Source organism: Paenibacillus sp. PCH8, assembly GCF_002968835.1.
Lineage (GTDB): Bacteria > Bacillota > Bacilli > Paenibacillales > Paenibacillaceae > Paenibacillus.
In genome coordinates this window covers 1-15260 of sequence record NZ_PKQK01000001.1, presented here as the reverse complement: position 1 = coordinate 15260, position 15260 = coordinate 1, and the positions used below count along the sequence as shown (strand labels likewise).

The following is a 15260-nucleotide window of genomic DNA, read 5'->3' as shown; positions in this document are numbered from 1 at the left end:
ACGCCTCTCTTGCATACCATGCAGTCGCACTCCGTATGGAGTGCGTGGATTGAAATTCTACAGGTGTTATGGCAACTTGATTTGACTTGGGTCGCACTCCGTATGGAGTGCGTGGATTGAAATTTGGCAGACCTACCATTGACGCTAAATGACCGCGAGTCGCACTCCGTATGGAGTGCGTGGATTGAAATCACTTATCATATTCTTGCATTTTGTTAAACAAACTGTCGCACTCCGTATGGAGTGCGTGGATTGAAATCCATACAAGGTCTTCGCCCTCGATCTTGATATACTCGTCGCACTCCGTATGGAGTGCGTGGATTGAAATTTTGAAGACACTATGTTTGTTAGCGATTTAGCTCGTCGCACTCCGTATAGAGTACATGGATTGAAATCTTGATAAGAAGCCGCGCATGGCTTCGCTATCTAACTGCTCCCCATACGAATAATTACTTCACAGGTGGCTAAGCTGTCTGTGTTTTTTGATATGGTAACGGTTGGAACAACGTTTGCTACAGAAGCGATGCTGCCCGTTTTTGGAATGATCCATAAACATTTCCTCGCAAGGCTTAGAGGCACACTCTTTAAGACGTGATCTTCCATATTTGGCTAGCTCTTTCCCTAATACAAATGAACAGATGGTTCGTAAGATTCGGATACTCAAGATGTGACAAGAACATTTTGCAACATGCTTATTGATGTATTAAAGTAGGCACTTGTTAAACTTGCATTAGTGGTTCTAAAAAAACTGGTAACTATATCATTCGTAATCTCGTCTACTAGGTTGAGGTGATTGATCTTGAAACCATTTAAAAATTGGAGCCAGCGTCTGAGCATCCTTTTAATTCTAGTCATGATGGTTGAAGCCGGATACGGAAGCAGTGTCAAAGGAAATAACGAAGCCATGCCCGGGAACCCTGGATTGGATTGATTTTCTAATGATCAATAATATTACATATTTTTAAAAGAATGAGGAAACCAAAAGGGTACCAGCAGAGCAAATTGGGAACAGGGTAGGGGAAGTAACCTACATGCTGAACGAGCATGCATGTACGGATCACGTAACAGAGAATGGGGATGCGGCACTTCTTTCGATTGGAACTGTCGTTTATGAACTAAAGGGGTATAAGGCGCAGTTTCGCGTTGTAGAGAATAATAGTTTATTATCCGCAGAGGAAACAACTCAAAGCGCTGCGGGATTGTAGTGAAAGATGTTCAACAGCAAAAAAACCAAGACCGGGGCAAAAGCCCGCCAATCTTGGTTTTTTGTTGTGCCCTGCTTGTTTAACTTTATTCAATATTGTTCATTTACTCTGCGCGTACTTTAAAGAACGAGATTAGTTCTTGCAGTTGCTCGGATACAACCGAGAGCTCGTCAGATGCACTCACAATGGCAGCCATGGAGACTTCCTGTTCTTCAATGGACTGCTCGATTTGTTTACTGCTGCTGGCAGCCTTACTGACATTGGCAGATAGTTCATCAGCCGTGGCAGACATTTCTTGGGTACTGGCGGATATTTCTTCGGTAGAGCTGGAGATATCCTGAATCTGGTTCGCGACCTTATTCGTAGCATTCAGAATGTTTTCGAAGAATACGCCGGTCTCTTGAGTGACCTCCAAGCCTTTTGTTACTTCCTTAGAACCTAACTGCATCGCCTCGGAAGAATGAACGATATCCCGTTGGATTTCTTCAATCAATTGACGAATTTGTTTAGCTGATTCCTGGGATTGTTCCGCCAGATTACGTACCTCACCTGCAACAACGGCGAAGCCTCTTCCTTCATCGCCCGCACGAGCGGCCTCAATCGAAGCATTGAGCGCCAGCAGGTTGGTTTGCCCGGCAATCTCCGTGATCAGATTAACAATATTGCTAATTTCGTTCGAGTTATTTTCCAAAGACTGAATGGAGTTTGACGTATTTTGCACGGCACCGGAGATCAGGCGCATCTGCTCAATAACTTGCTGCATAACTACGTTACCCGAACTGGAGCGTTGCTCCATGCTGAGTGCTTCGTCTGCCACATCAGCTGAGCTGCTGGCGATTGTCTGCACAACCGTTGACATCTCGGTCATGGCGCGAGCGTTCTCTACGGTAGCTTTGTCTTGTGACACCAGTCCTGTGGATATTTCCCGAATATTGCTGCTAATGGATTGAATGTTCTCATTATTCTTCTCGCTAATGCCCAAGAGTTGTTTGGAAGATTCCGAGAGGTGATGAGAAGTATTCTGTACTTTATATATGGTTGTATTGAATCGATGGATCATCGCATTGAACTTCTCGTTAATGATTCCCAGATCGTCTCGACCTGTATCAATGATTACGTCCAGATTGCCTGTGCTGACTTCCTCAATTCCCTTCATCAAGTTGCGAATCGGGAGCAATGTTCTTTTCAGCAAAATGAATTGCAACACCATGAACAAAAGCAGGAAACCGATCAGGAACATCAAACCGTACGTCAGCAGTTTGTCTAGACCTTTTGGAACGGCACTGGCATCGACATCGAAGTAAAGAGCTGCGTATATAGAACCATCTGCGTTTTTGATCGGATACATCAGGGTGGTCCAAGTCCCGTACTCATCGCTATAGAAATCGCTGAAAGAAGGCTTTCCATCCACTTTCATTTGTTTCAGTACGACGACGTTATTCTCGGGTAGCGGGTACATGGCACCAGCGGGTAGATTACCTTCCTCAAAAGGTTCCAACAGATTGGTCGGGATGGCGATAATGGATGTTCCGTTTCCCTGTTCAAGTTCCGAACCAAAAATGTACGCCTGCGCGATGTTTGGATAAAACTCGTGAATGGAATCAAGGTAGGTTTTCATCTCCTGCTGCACTGGACCGGAGTAGCTTTTTTCCTTGGCCGCTTCGGCCACTTTGGCCGTGTCCAGATCGTCATACCATTTCTGGGTGATGACGGTTGCCTGGTCGTGCAACTGTTCAACCAGAATATTTTTTTGCAACTGATACGCGGCAGTAATCAGGATAACACCGATCAACATGATACTACCGAATGAGATCACCAAATTTTTGATGAAGAAAGGCATGGTACTCCAGCGAAGCTTAGCTAACAAATTGTTCACTCCTTCTACAAATATGAAAATGGACTATACCTGGATGGGATGCTATACGTTATGTAATCTAACGAATGTCTAGTGGAGAATGGATATCGTGCAACTTCTATGGTTCTGAATTCTGCTGTTGTTACGTGACATGCTCTCAATGGGTTGAGGGTTCTTACATTGGATTCAATTTCTACTTCACTTATAGGCACCCCAGGTAAGTTACTTCCTAAAGTATATCGTTATAAAGTCATATTAACATTAGCTTTTAGATTAAAAATAGTTCTAAGGTACCGGTTCTATAGACGTATTTTCGTTTTGTTTCTTTATTATTTCGTTTATTAATGCAAGATTTCCCATGGCGATCAGAATATGCTGATCCATGGGGCCTCCGTTTGTATGGGGGCCTTCTGGGCTTGTTAATACCTAAAGAAAACACAAGTGAACGAAAAGACAGTCCATTGTTGCCCTTCGACAGGAGCGCTAAGATGAAGTTGTTAAAGCGTTTACATCATGTAATGAAGGGAGCTTAACTCAGATGCCAGAAATTACGATCAGGCTGTATGAAGGCAGGACGGATGAGCAAAAGCAGGAGATCGTGGAGGTATTCACACGCGAGCTCTCGCGTATTATCGAACGCGAGCCGGATTACATCTCCATCGAGTTCAATGAAATCCCATGGGACGAGAACGTTCCTGATAACTTGAGAAGCATGCAGTCACAGAAGCAAGGAGGGGAGGAGACGTGAAGCCGACAGATATCGTGCCACCAAGCCGGGGAACAACTGGACTTCACTCGTCTGGTCTAGGCACTCGGTTCGGAGATGCGGGACGTTATCTGTGGCGATACCGGATACTATATCTGCTCTCAGTACCGGGCATCCTGTATTTTTTCCTCTTCAAGTATGTACCTTTGTTCGGTTCGGTCATTGCGTTTCAGAACTACAACATTTTCAAAGGCATTACTGGAAGTGATTGGGTAGGACTGGAGCATTTCCAGAAGATGTTCAGCCATTATGATTTTTTGCAAATTCTGAATAACACACTTCTGCTTGGACTATATGATCTGGTGATTGCATTCCCGGTACCCATCGTGCTGGCGATTCTGCTTAATGAAGTGCGGATGATTATGTTCAAGCGGTTGCTGCAAACGATTGTATACATGCCTCACTTTCTGTCCTGGGTTGTCATTAGCGGAATCTTCATGGGTATTTTCTCGATGGACGCCGGGGTGGTCAACAAGGCACTTGTATTTCTGGGGATGCAGCCGGTCTACTTCCTTGGAGAAGACTCGTATATTCGTTCCATTCTGATCGGTTCTGGAATCTGGAGGGATTCGGGGTACGGCACGATTATTTTCCTGGCTGCCATTGCGGGGATCAATCCCGATCTGTATGAGGCGGCAGAGGTGGACGGAGCCGGACGTTTGAAGCAAATATGGTCCATTACCCTACCATCCTTGCTGCCGACGATTATGATTCTGCTGCTGCTGCACATCGGGAAGTTCCTTGATCTGGGCTTTGAGCGTGTGTTTGTATTCCTGAATCCGCTCAATCTGGAATCTGGCGAAATTCTCGATACGTATATCTACAAAGCCGGACTTCTCTCACAGCAATACAGCTATACCACGGCTATCGGGTTGTTTAAGTCTGTCGTGGGTTTAATGCTTATTCTACTCGGTAATTTCTTCAGCAAAAAAACTACCGGCGAAAGCCTGTATTAGGAGGCGAGATAGATGCGTACCCCCAGTGTCCGTTACCGTATATTCCGCATTGGAAATCTCGTTTTTCTTACGCTACTCTCGTTGACGATGATTTTGCCTTTCATTAATGTCCTAGCCCAATCATTTAGCAGCTCGGAAGCGATTATGGGCGGAAAGGTCAGCTTCTGGCCTGTTGCTTTTACCTGGATCAACTATGAATATGTATTCGGGGATGCCTCGTTCTGGCGGGCTTTTGCGGTATCGGTTGGGGTGACATTATTCGGAACGCTGGTCAATCTCGCCGCGACGGCATCGCTGGCATATCCCGTTTCCCGTCCAGAGTATAAGGGGCGCTCTGTAGTCGTCATGTTTGTCCTGGTAACCGTTGTATTCTCGGCGCCGCTCATTCCGAACTTTATCCTGATGAAAGAGCTGCATCTGGTCAACAATCCACTGGTTCTGATTGTGCCAGGAGCGATTAATGCTTTTAACTTTTTCGTCATGCGCTCGTTCTTCGTACAGCTGCCGGGTGAATTAATCGACGCTGCCCGCATCGATGGCTGTGGGGAGTTTGGCATCATCTGGCGTATCGTCATTCCATTGTCCAAACCGGCCATGGCATCACTTGGCATTTTCTATGCAGTTGGCCACTGGAATGCGTATTCCACCGCCCTATATTATCTGAATGATCCAGCCTGGTGGCCGATTCAGGTCACACTCAAGAAACTGTTTGAGAGTGACGATATTTCCGTCGATCCGGGTTCAGCCGTCTATAGCACCCTTGCACATACATCGCCGGAAGGCATCAAAATGGCGACCATTATCATCGCCACCTTGCCAATCATTATCATTTACCCTTTCCTGCAAAAGCATTTTGTAAAAGGAATCATGGTCGGCTCCGTCAAATCTTAACTACAAGCAGCATATAGATCTGACGAAAAACGGGGGAATGGCGATGTTCAGAATCTTGATTACGGACGATGAACCGATGATTCGGATGGGTCTGGCGAAGATGATTGAGCAAGCGGGACTGTTCGACTGTGAGATTCGGCAGGCAGCGCATGGGGAAGAAGCCCTTCAGGTGGTAGAGGTCTTTCGGCCACACATCCTGTTTACGGATATCCGCATGCCAACGATGGATGGCATTGAGCTGTGTCGACGTTTATCCGAACAAGGAAGTAAGATGCGTATTATTGTGATCTCCGGTTATTCGGACTTTGAATATGCAAGAGCCTGTATGGATTACGGGGTAAAGCGATATCTGCTCAAGCCTGTGGGACGACAGGAGCTTCATGAGCTGCTCAAATTGTTGGCGTCAGAAGAGGTTAAGCCTGCGGTATCCCTTGTACCCGTGAGGGAGCTGAACGATTGGGCCATGCGTCTGGAAGAGGCCATATGGGAGTTAAGGCAATCCGATGTGACAGAGCTGCTCGCAGCATGGTCTGGTCGTTATCCGGCATACGCCTTGATGCCTGAGCAGACAGCGGAGCTTTTTCAGGAATTGCTGGAACTGATTGTAGCCCGAATGAATGCACGTGGTAACGGAACGATGAGTACGTCCTGGGAGATTAATGTAAGCGCTTCCTCAAAAGAGTGCTTCGACGCTCTGGGCAACGAGATTCACACGTTAATGAAGACGATCAAGGAGCGGGCAGTGGCAAGCGCAAACATCCGGTGGAAGAAGCAAAAGCCTATCTCGAGAAGCATTTGCGCCGTGAAGTGTCGCTGGATGAGATTGCTGCCAAGCTGGGACTTAACCCATCCTACTTCAGCCAGCTGTTCAAGCAGACGACAGGTCAGACCTTTATCCAATACCGCATACGAAGCAAAATGGAACTGGCCAAACGCATGCTGGAACAGCCGGGCAACCGGATTACGGATATTTCCTACGAAGTGGGGTATGCGGATCATCCCCATTTTACCAAGACATTCAAGAAAATTACTGGACTGACTCCGTCCGAATACCGCAGCAAGTTGGGCATTCAATGATGAAGCGCAGCCTGTCGATCCGCCTGTTCTTTCATTTTGCCATCGTGATTACGTTGTCCCTGTCCGCTATCGGTTTGTTTATCTATACCTATGCCTCGACTGAAATGAACGACCAGTTTGCGGACAACATCGCCCAAACGATGCGTAATACGGCGTACCAGACCGATCTGTATTTGCAAAATTATGATCGTGCGACCTACTCCATCCTCTCGAACGGAAGTGTGAAGCACTTCCTTGATATGAATTCGGAGGACAGTTATGCCTATTACGAGTACAGCCGTCAGATTAAAACGAACGTGTTTCCGCCTGTTTTTATGTTATATCCGCAGATCAAGTTCCTGTATGTTATCGGGGAAAACGGGCGAGTTGTGATTGATGACAACCAGAATTCAGCCGGCATACCGGATATCGACACGGCACAGGAGTACAAGGAACTGCTGGCGGCCACCCCTGCAAATGGGGAATCGACATTGCTTACCCGCAGTATTCACAGTGGACAGAGTGCCAACGTCATTACGATTGCACGCCGGATCAGGGGTGTGTCCTCCTATACGCCAAACGGAGTGCTGGCGATGGAAGTGAATGTGCTGGAGCTTGACAACATTTGGGGAGAACTCGATCTCGGTCAGGACGGCTATCAGTATGTGATGGATCAGAACGGAACGGTCATCTACACACCCGGGGACGAAGAGGCACAGAAGGCGATGCCGTCCAGCACCGTAAACAGGCTTATGCACATGGAGGCAGGGTCATTGGAACAGAACACGGATGGCACCAAGCGGCTGTTCATATCGGAGCTTTCTGCCTATTCGGACTGGCGCTTTGTCGCTTCTGTGCCGCTCTCTGAGCTGCAAAGACCGATTGCAACGATCCGTTCGGCTACATTATGGGTTGGTGCAGGAACCTTGCTCGCTGCGCTTGTTGTAGCCTACCGGATCGGAGCATCCCAAGTGGAACCGATTCGGGTGCTGATGAACGGAATGAGACAGACGGAGAAGGGAATCTGGAACAAGGTGGAGATGAAGGAAAGGCGCGACGAAATTGGGGTGCTGATCCGCAGCTATAATCGGATGGTCAGTCGCTTGTCGGACATGATTGAGAGTGTATACGAGTCGGAGCTGCGTCGCCAAAAGTCGGAAATTGAGCTACAGCAGGAGGCGCTGGAACGACACCGTGCGGAATTTCAGGCCCTTCAGTTGCAGATCAATCCGCATTTTCTCTACAACACCCTGGAGACGATCAAATGTTATGCCGTCGTACAGGACTCCGAAGAAATTGCACAAATGGTGGAATCGATGGCCCATATGCTCCGTTATTCCATTCAGACCAATCTGGAGGAAATTACGGTTGCCAATGAGTTGAAGCACGTGCTGGCCTACTTGTCTATCATGAAGCATCGTATGGGTCGGGAGCTTGAAGTTGAGGTCATCATTGCACCGGATCTGTTGCTGGAAAAAATGGTTCGTCTTACACTCCAGCCACTGGTGGAAAATGTGCTGCAACATGCATTTCCGCGAGGTATGGAGCCAGGTCACTTTATCCGTATCGATGCTCGGTGTCGGAAAGATCGCTTTCTTATCATCGTTCAGGATAATGGCATCGGCATGAGCGAGGCACGCCTGGAAAAGCTGCGTCGCCGTCTGGAACTGAACCGTCTGGCAGGTGAAGAATCCGATAATGTCTATCATCGCGGAGGCATCGGACTTATGAATGTCCATCGCCGGATTCAACTGGTATTTGGAGAAACGTACGGTTTGATGATGGAGAGTGAGGAAGGCTTGGGAACGACCATTACGATGGCACTTCCGGCGGATCAGCTCAGCAAGCGGATTTAATTGAATTGAAACCAATAATAGGGAGGAAGATCAAACATGAATATCAACTTGCAGAACAAGATTGCGCTCGTAACAGGTTCCAGTGGAGGGATTGGCGCCGCCATTGCTGGAGCATTGGCTCGTTGCGGGGCGAAGGTTGCTGTGAATGGTCTGCATCATATGGAACGGGCTGAGGAAGTCGTGGCCGCGATCCGGGATGCTGGCGGTGAAGCAGCGGCATTTCAGGCAGATGTGACGAATACGGAAGCGATTGAATCGATGGTTGCGGATATTACGCTGCGCTTCGGCGGTCCGATTGATCTGCTGGTTAATAATGCAGGGCATCTGGTGGAGCGGAGTCCCATTGAAACGATGAGTGAGGAGCTTTACAGCCGGATTATGGATGTCAATCTGAAGAGCGCCGTATTTGTATCCAAAGCGGTTATTCCTGGCATGAAGATGGCTGGAGGCGGTCGAATTATCAATTTGACTTCGGTAGCAGCCCATAATGGGGGCGGTCCAGGTGCAGCGATTTACGCAGCCTCCAAGGCGGCTGTCATGGCGTTAACCAAAGGGCTTGCCAAAGAGCTGGCTCCTGGCGGGATTACGGTTAATGCGCTCTCCCCGGGATTCATCGGGCAAACGGCGTTCCACGCTACGTTTACTTCGGAGGAAGGCCGATCTTCTGCGGTAAATAGCATTCCCCTTGGACGAGAAGGAAATCCCGAGGATGTGGCAGGTGCGACGTTGTACCTGTGTTCCGAGCTGGGTTCTTTTATAACCGGGGAAACGATTGAAATCAATGGCGGGATGTATATGCGTTGATGTTACATCATGGTGATAAGGAGGGGACGAACGATGGAAGTGAAGCAGAAGCTGGGAGAAAGACCGTTATACCAACCCATTAGCGGGCCGTTCCATGTGGACTATGCACCTGACGAACATACCGTTCTGGCAGAGAATCCGCCGAGGTTTACCTGGATGGCGGCACAGCAAGAGGATGAGAATGCCTATCTGCTGCAAGTGTCGGGGAGCCCTTCTTTTCAGGAAGAAGAGACGATGACCTTTGCGCAGCTCCCGTATAATTTTTTTACGCCAGATCGGGTATTTGAACCGGGGGACTATTATTGGCGATATGCGCTGCTTGTAGATTATTCAGTGCAGCAAGGAAGCGAAGCCGAAGCAGATGCCTCGCAGGGGAAACCGCAGGAACTGTCGGCATGGAGTGAGGTACGGCGATTCACGGTGCCAACGGAATTGCCTGAGACCCCCCTACCTTCCCGGGCAGAGAGGTACGATTCCACGGATACATCCCACCCCGGCTGTGGCTCGGAGAGAGTGGGCTAAAGTCACTCGTAGAGGGCATCGCGTCCGATTCCACATATTGTGGCTGGGATGCGTTTATGGCAAAATCCGTGGAACCGTGGGCCAACCGCGAGCCGATCTGTGAACCGCTGCCTTACCCGGAGAACAAACGTGTCGCTGCGTTGTGGAGACAAATGTATATTGACTGTCAGGAAGTATTATATGCGGTTCGTCATCTCAGCATCGCTGGCCGGGTGCTTCGTGACGAACGGCTGCTGGAAGCGGCGAAAGCTTGGCTGTTACATGTGGCGGCTTGGGATACGGAGGGAACGACCTCCCGCGATTATAACGATGAGGCGGCCTTTCGTGTTGCCGCCGCGCTTGCTTGGGGTTATGACTGGCTGCATGATGAGCTGAACAGCGAAGAGCGACATGCGGTGAGGTGCAGTTTGATGCGACGGACAGAGCAGGTGGCACAGCATGTGATGGTTCGCTCGAAGATCCATCATGTGCCTTACGACAGCCATGCGGTGCGCTCATTATCCTCTGTCCTTGTGCCCTGCTGTATGGCCTTGTTGCATGAAGAGCAGCAGGCTGCACAGTGGCTGGATTATGCCGTCGACTATTTCGCCTGTTTATACTCTCCATGGGGAGGCAGTGATGGCGGCTGGGCCGAAGGCCCGATGTACTGGACAACAGGCATGGCCTATGTGACGGAAGCGATGAATTTGTTACGAAACTATGCGGGTATCGACTTTTTCCGTCGACCGTTTTTCGAGCGTACCGGGGATTTTCCGCTCTACGTGTATCCGCCTGATGCGCGGCGAGCCAGCTTTGGGGATCAGTCTACGCTGGGTGACCCTGTCAACTTGAAAACAGGCTATCTTGTCCGCCAGCTGGCGGGTGTTACAGGTAACCGCTGGTACCAGTGGTACTTTGAGCGTGTACGCCAATCCGATCCGGGGACAGAGGGAGCTTTTTATAACTACGGGTGGTGGGACTTTAACTTTGACGACTTGGTATACCGCCATGATTACCCGCAGGTGGAGGAAGAGGCCCCTGTAGGCATCGAACCGCTCAAGTGGTTCCGGGACGTAGGATGGGTGGCGATGCATCACCGAATGGATAATGCGGATGAGCATATCATGCTGTTGCTCAAGTCCAGTCGCTACGGCTCCATTAGCCACAGTCATGCGGATCAGAACAGCTTCACATTGCATGCGTTTGGCGATCCGCTGGCGGCAGATACGGGCTACTATATCGCGCACGGCAGCTCATTCCACCGAGAATGGCGCAGGCAGACGCGCTCCAAGAACAACCTGCTGATTGGTGGAGCAGGACAGTACGCCGAGAACAATAAGGTGCTGAATATGGCCGCAACAGGACAGATTGAAGAAGCCTATTGGCGGGACGGCGATGGTTATGTACGTGCTGTAGCGACCGATGCCTATGCCAGCACCGTACCCCATGTGAAACGTGTGGTGCGGGAGATTCATTTTCTGCAATCATCCTACTTCGTCATTGTGGACCACATTGATCTGGAGAAGCCGGACAGCGTTCAATGGCTGTTCCATGCGCTGCACCCGCTACAACTGAAAGGGCAAAGCTTCCGACTGAACGGGATGAAGGCAGGATTAGAGGGGACGTTTGTCTATGCTTCTTCCGGTGAACTGTCGCTCAGCCAGACAGATCGATTCGCAGAGGTGGACCCGGCAGAGTACGAAGGGCTGGAAAGGCATTATCATCTAAGCGCGGAGACACGGCCAGCTTCAAGTCACAGGATTGTGACTCTACTTGTGCCGTATAAGATCCAGGAGCCTAAGTATGTCCCCTATTTCATCGATGACCAGGATCACGGCATCCATCTCTATTTTACCGACAAGGGTGTAACAAAGAAGATCGAGGTATCCAAGACGTACTAGATAAGATGAACTGAATATTTACACAAGAACGAAGAGTGCAGAAGCCATTTGAAGAAGCGAAGCGTTCGCTAAAAGATTTCTGTAAGAAAGCTACATCGGAAGCATACGCTTATCCCCGGATGTTTCCCTTTGGAAAGGGAATAAAAAAAATCTGGGGATAACAGCGATCGGAAGAGGAGACTGCAATCGGAGTGGCTGAGTGTAAAGCTTGTATGTTCAATTTATAAGGTGCTATATGACTGGATGCTGTTGAACTCTGAGTACTGACCTAAAGAAAACGCAATCTCATCTAAAACATCCCCATTGTTACAGGCGGTGGGGATGTTTTATCATCTTTATGAAAGCGCTTCACCGACGAGAAGTACCTAAATCTAAATCCGGATGAAAAGAGGGGTAGTATGAAAAAGTGGATGGTCTCAGGCATGGCGATCTTGCTGGCGGCATCCGTCATGACAGGGTGCAGTAAGGGGAACGGAACGACGGCATCCGGTGAGGGCGGGGGAGATGGCATAACGAAATTCTCCATGTCGCTGCGTACGCTGGCGTATACGTATGTGGAGAAGTCGCCGGACATTAACAAGGATAAATGGGTCAAGAAGCTGGAGGATCTCACCCATACTGATCTGAAAATCGTCCTGGTGCCCCATAAGGAATATGAGCAGAAAATGGTCCAAATGTTTGCCACCAACGATATTCCTGATGTGGTGCAGGGTGACGGTGGCGTCAATGGCAAAGAGATGGCCGGATCGGTCAAAGCTGGAGTATTCCAGCCGCTGGATGAACTGTTGCAGCAATACGGGCAGGATTTGCTCAAAGCCGTGCCAAAGGAAGCTTGGGACCAGGTAACCCATGACGGCAAGATCTATGCCATACCTGAATATTTATCCAATCCATCCCGCCGGGCTACCTGGATTCGCAAAGATTTGCTGGATCAAACCGGACTGCCGGTGCCTACCACGGTTGAGGAAACATTGGATGTTCTGCGTGCCTTTAAGAATCTCGGCGTGGAGAACCCGTATATGGGACGGGAGGATTTCAAATATGCAGATACCTTTTTCGGTGCCTATGACGTGCAACAATTCCTGTCCATGATGGAGCAGCAGGGCGATCAGGTTGTACCGAAATTCATGGATAACGAGAATATGCAGCAAGCCCTAACTGTCTATAAGACGATGTACGAGGAAGGGCTGATTAATAAAGAGTTCGCGACCATCAATTCCACTGTATTCAAAAATACGATTCTCTCCGGCAAGGCGGGCATGTGGTCCATGAACGCCAATGAACTGATCCAATGGGAGAAGCAGATTAAAGCGTCGGTTCCCGATGCCAAAATCGAAATTATCCCCTCGCCTGTCGGCCCAGATGGCAAAGGCGGTTATTATCTGTACGGCCCGGTGACACGTGCCTACTTTATTAATAAGGATGCCGCTGATCCAGCTTCGATTGTCCGTTTCTTTAACTGGATGGTGTCTGATGAAGCGGAGAAGTTCTTCACGTACGGCACGGAAGGCGAGACATACACAGAGGATAATGGTGTGATTTCATACACAGCGCCAACCGATTCCACGGGTGTGGACGAAGAGCGTTACCGTCAGTCGTTCTTATGGTTCGTACAGGACACAACGTACAACAAAGGCTCATTATCACTGACCGAAGAAGGCAGAAAGCTAATGAATATATACGATACCATTTTAGCCAAAGAAGGCCGGGATGGCATCAACTTTGATCCACGTTTGGAGACCTTTGTACAGAATCCCGATATTGCTCCCAATTCGGATACACCTCCTCAGGTTTTGCTCACGCACATGATCAAAATGGTTTATGGGAAGGAACCAATCTCCGATTGGCCCAAGGTCATTGAGGAGTGGAAATCCAAAGGTGGCGATCAAGCCATCGAGGAAGCTACGCAGAAATTCAAGAACGGTGAAGGGGTATCTTTGCCGCGTCGCTAGTATTGCAGCTCCGGAGAACGGACAGATCGTAAGGTCTCATAATGTCAGGAGATTTGACTACCGTGCGGAGGGGATACAAGTGAATGACTTGTTCAAAACGTGGAAAAAACGAGTTGTACTTGTTGCCATGTCTGTGATTCTTATTAGCGGCACCATCGTTCCCGTGCCAGAAGTCCGGGCAATGCATGACGGCGTTTCTCGCTCTATTATAAATGCTACGCAGGAAGAGAATATCCCGGATCCAGAGGGACCCGAGCTGGAGATTTACGCGGAAAATTTTGATGACCCGGATAATTTTGGCTCTACAGGTGGATTTGCATTAAGAGCTCCCTGGTTGCAGGAAGGGGCGGGTGGGAGCAAGGCCAAAACGTCTTCTTCCACAACCGCTCCGTCGCTGCCCAACATGGTCAAGATGGACGGAACCGATGCCCTCGCGCTGCCGCTAAATCTGACCGGATATGGAAATATCCGACTAAGCTACTACACGCGTGCTTCCTCCTATATAAGTGGAAGCGTGATGATTGAGTGGTCGAAGGACGGAGGTATTTCCTGGGCAACGCTGGAGACGTATGAACTTCCTCCAGGTACTCCGGATGTGAAGAACAAAGAGGGCAATACACTTAAAAGCTGGTCACTGGGTGCGGAAGCGAACAATAACAGTACAGTGAACATTCGTTTTCGGACAGGAGGTGTGATGCAGGCTAATATGTATATCGACAATGTTGCCATTTACGGTCAGGCCATCCCAGGCATAACGCCTGCCCCATCCCCTGTGCAGCCTGGAGAAGAAACTACTGAATTTACGCCACCGTCAGGAGTAACTTTATATGAGGATGTAGAGATTGGCATGGCTGGTGGGCGGGCAATGTATTCATCCATTGCGGTTTCCGAGACAGCGGCATCTGAACCGATGCCAGTTATGATCTATATCCATGGAGGTGGGTGGAATCACGGGGATCGGAAGCAGGCATTGAACTCCATATGCAATTATGTACTCAAACGCGGTTACATCGGTGTATCTCTGGACTACCGGCTGACATCTGAGGCTGCTTTCCCTGCCCAGATTCAGGATGTGAAGCTTGCTATCCGATATTTGCGAGCGAATGCAGCCCAGTACAATCTGGACCCGAGTCGTATCGGCGTCTGGGGCTCATCTGCGGGCGGCCATCTGGCTGCATTACTCGGGACAACAGGGGACGTGGTCGCCGGTGATACGGTAGTGCTCGATACAGGAGCAACGGTAGAGGTACCTGATCTTGAAGGTTCTGGCGGATGGCCTGAGTATTCGGATAAAGTGCAGGCTGTAGCCGACTGGTACGGACCTGCTGATTTTACGACGACATTTGCCAATAACTATAGCTCGGTAACGTCTCTCTTTGGCGGACATCGCGCATTCGATGTTCCGGAACAGGCCAGACTTGCCATGCCGGGCACGTATGCTTCACCAGATGATCCGCCGTTCTGGATTCGGCATGGCAATGCTGACGCCACTATTCCCTACACGGACAGCGTTACTT

Annotated in this window: 14 protein-coding genes, 1 pseudogene and 1 CRISPR repeat array (1 of these 16 running past the window's edge); of the genes and pseudogenes, 13 read left to right on the top strand and 2 right to left on the bottom strand. The window is 49.3% G+C overall.

The features are described 5' to 3' along the window. A CRISPR array of direct repeats spans positions 1-395; the repeat unit is 33 nt; unit sequence GTCGCACTCCGTATGGAGTGCGTGGATTGAAAT (it extends 114 nt beyond the left edge of the window). Between the two features lie 59 nt (positions 396-454). Further along, a complete protein-coding gene (locus tag C0Q44_RS31665) occupies positions 455-664 on the bottom strand; it encodes a CGNR zinc finger domain-containing protein (RefSeq protein ID WP_374955060.1) in 210 nt (69 codons plus the stop codon). A 135-nt stretch (positions 665-799) separates the two neighbouring features. Between C0Q44_RS31665 and C0Q44_RS30565 the strand changes: the two genes are divergently transcribed. Further along, on the top strand, positions 800-931 hold the full coding sequence (locus C0Q44_RS30565) for a hypothetical protein (protein WP_258166103.1): 132 nt from the start codon (positions 800-802) through the stop codon (positions 929-931). A 100-nt stretch (positions 932-1031) separates the two neighbouring features. Then, on the top strand, positions 1032-1205 hold the full coding sequence (locus C0Q44_RS29945; RefSeq protein ID WP_181150794.1) for a hypothetical protein: 174 nt from the start codon (positions 1032-1034) through the stop codon (positions 1203-1205). A gap of 103 nt (positions 1206-1308) precedes the next feature. On the opposite strand, the gene C0Q44_RS00050 is transcribed toward C0Q44_RS29945, so the two are convergent. Next, the gene (locus C0Q44_RS00050) at positions 1309-3045 is read right to left on the bottom strand and encodes a methyl-accepting chemotaxis protein (protein ID WP_105407546.1); all 1737 of its coding nucleotides are present in this window, start codon (positions 3043-3045) and stop codon (positions 1309-1311) included. 553 nt (positions 3046-3598) lie between these two features. Here C0Q44_RS00050 and C0Q44_RS00045 point away from each other — a divergent pair. The 11 genes and pseudogenes from C0Q44_RS00045 to C0Q44_RS00005 all read left to right on the top strand — a co-directional run. Beyond that, on the top strand, positions 3599-3808 hold the full coding sequence (locus C0Q44_RS00045) for a tautomerase family protein (protein WP_105405501.1): 210 nt from the start codon (positions 3599-3601) through the stop codon (positions 3806-3808). Between the two features lie 89 nt (positions 3809-3897). Continuing rightward, on the top strand, positions 3898-4782 hold the full coding sequence (locus tag C0Q44_RS00040) for an ABC transporter permease (RefSeq protein WP_374955081.1): 885 nt from the start codon (positions 3898-3900) through the stop codon (positions 4780-4782). Positions 4783-4794: 12 nt separating this feature from the next. Next, on the top strand, positions 4795-5673 hold the full coding sequence (locus C0Q44_RS00035) for a carbohydrate ABC transporter permease (RefSeq protein ID WP_105405499.1): 879 nt from the start codon (positions 4795-4797) through the stop codon (positions 5671-5673). 37 nt (positions 5674-5710) lie between these two features. Then, positions 5711-6004, top strand: a pseudogene (locus C0Q44_RS30560) (response regulator); the annotation flags it as partial. 350 nt (positions 6005-6354) lie between these two features. Next, entirely contained in the window at positions 6355-6750 is a 396-nt protein-coding gene (locus C0Q44_RS30555) for a helix-turn-helix domain-containing protein (protein ID WP_308737407.1), read from the top strand. Next, positions 6750-8585, top strand: coding sequence for a cache domain-containing sensor histidine kinase (locus tag C0Q44_RS00025; protein WP_258166101.1), 1836 nt, complete (start codon positions 6750-6752; stop codon positions 8583-8585). The genes C0Q44_RS30555 and C0Q44_RS00025 overlap by 1 nt, the downstream gene beginning before the upstream one ends. Positions 8586-8621: 36 nt before the next feature. Next, the gene (locus C0Q44_RS00020) at positions 8622-9389 is read left to right on the top strand and encodes an SDR family NAD(P)-dependent oxidoreductase (RefSeq protein ID WP_105405497.1); all 768 of its coding nucleotides are present in this window, start codon (positions 8622-8624) and stop codon (positions 9387-9389) included. Positions 9390-9422: 33 nt separating this feature from the next. Further along, the gene (locus C0Q44_RS31360; protein ID WP_308737379.1) at positions 9423-9911 is read left to right on the top strand and encodes a hypothetical protein; all 489 of its coding nucleotides are present in this window, start codon (positions 9423-9425) and stop codon (positions 9909-9911) included. A gap of 56 nt (positions 9912-9967) precedes the next feature. Then, positions 9968-11791, top strand: a complete 1824-nt coding sequence (locus C0Q44_RS00015) for a DUF4962 domain-containing protein (RefSeq protein WP_308737378.1) — start codon at positions 9968-9970, stop codon at positions 11789-11791. A 398-nt stretch (positions 11792-12189) separates the two neighbouring features. Then, a complete protein-coding gene (locus C0Q44_RS00010) occupies positions 12190-13743 on the top strand; it encodes an extracellular solute-binding protein (protein ID WP_105405496.1) in 1554 nt (517 codons plus the stop codon). Then, on the top strand, positions 13670-15260 hold a 1591-nt coding region (locus tag C0Q44_RS00005), incomplete at its 3' end, for an alpha/beta hydrolase fold domain-containing protein (protein WP_258166100.1). The genes C0Q44_RS00010 and C0Q44_RS00005, both read left to right, overlap by 74 nt.

Bases quoted from the DNA above. Each gene is read 5' to 3' on its own strand.
- C0Q44_RS29945 (WP_181150794.1), top strand. From the start codon at position 1,032: ATGCTGAACGAGCATGCATGTACGGATCACGTAACAGAGAATGGGGAT.
- C0Q44_RS00050 (WP_105407546.1), bottom strand. From the start codon at position 3,045: ATGCCTTTCTTCATCAAAAATTTGGTGATCTCATTCGGTAGTATCATG.
- C0Q44_RS00045 (WP_105405501.1), top strand. From the start codon at position 3,599: ATGCCAGAAATTACGATCAGGCTGTATGAAGGCAGGACGGATGAGCAA.
- C0Q44_RS00035 (WP_105405499.1), top strand. From the start codon at position 4,795: ATGCGTACCCCCAGTGTCCGTTACCGTATATTCCGCATTGGAAATCTC.
- C0Q44_RS00025 (WP_258166101.1), top strand. From the start codon at position 6,750: ATGAAGCGCAGCCTGTCGATCCGCCTGTTCTTTCATTTTGCCATCGTG.
- C0Q44_RS00020 (WP_105405497.1), top strand. From the start codon at position 8,622: ATGAATATCAACTTGCAGAACAAGATTGCGCTCGTAACAGGTTCCAGT.
- C0Q44_RS31360 (WP_308737379.1), top strand. From the start codon at position 9,423: ATGGAAGTGAAGCAGAAGCTGGGAGAAAGACCGTTATACCAACCCATT.
- C0Q44_RS00015 (WP_308737378.1), top strand. From the start codon at position 9,968: ATGGCAAAATCCGTGGAACCGTGGGCCAACCGCGAGCCGATCTGTGAA.
- C0Q44_RS00010 (WP_105405496.1), top strand. From the start codon at position 12,190: ATGAAAAAGTGGATGGTCTCAGGCATGGCGATCTTGCTGGCGGCATCC.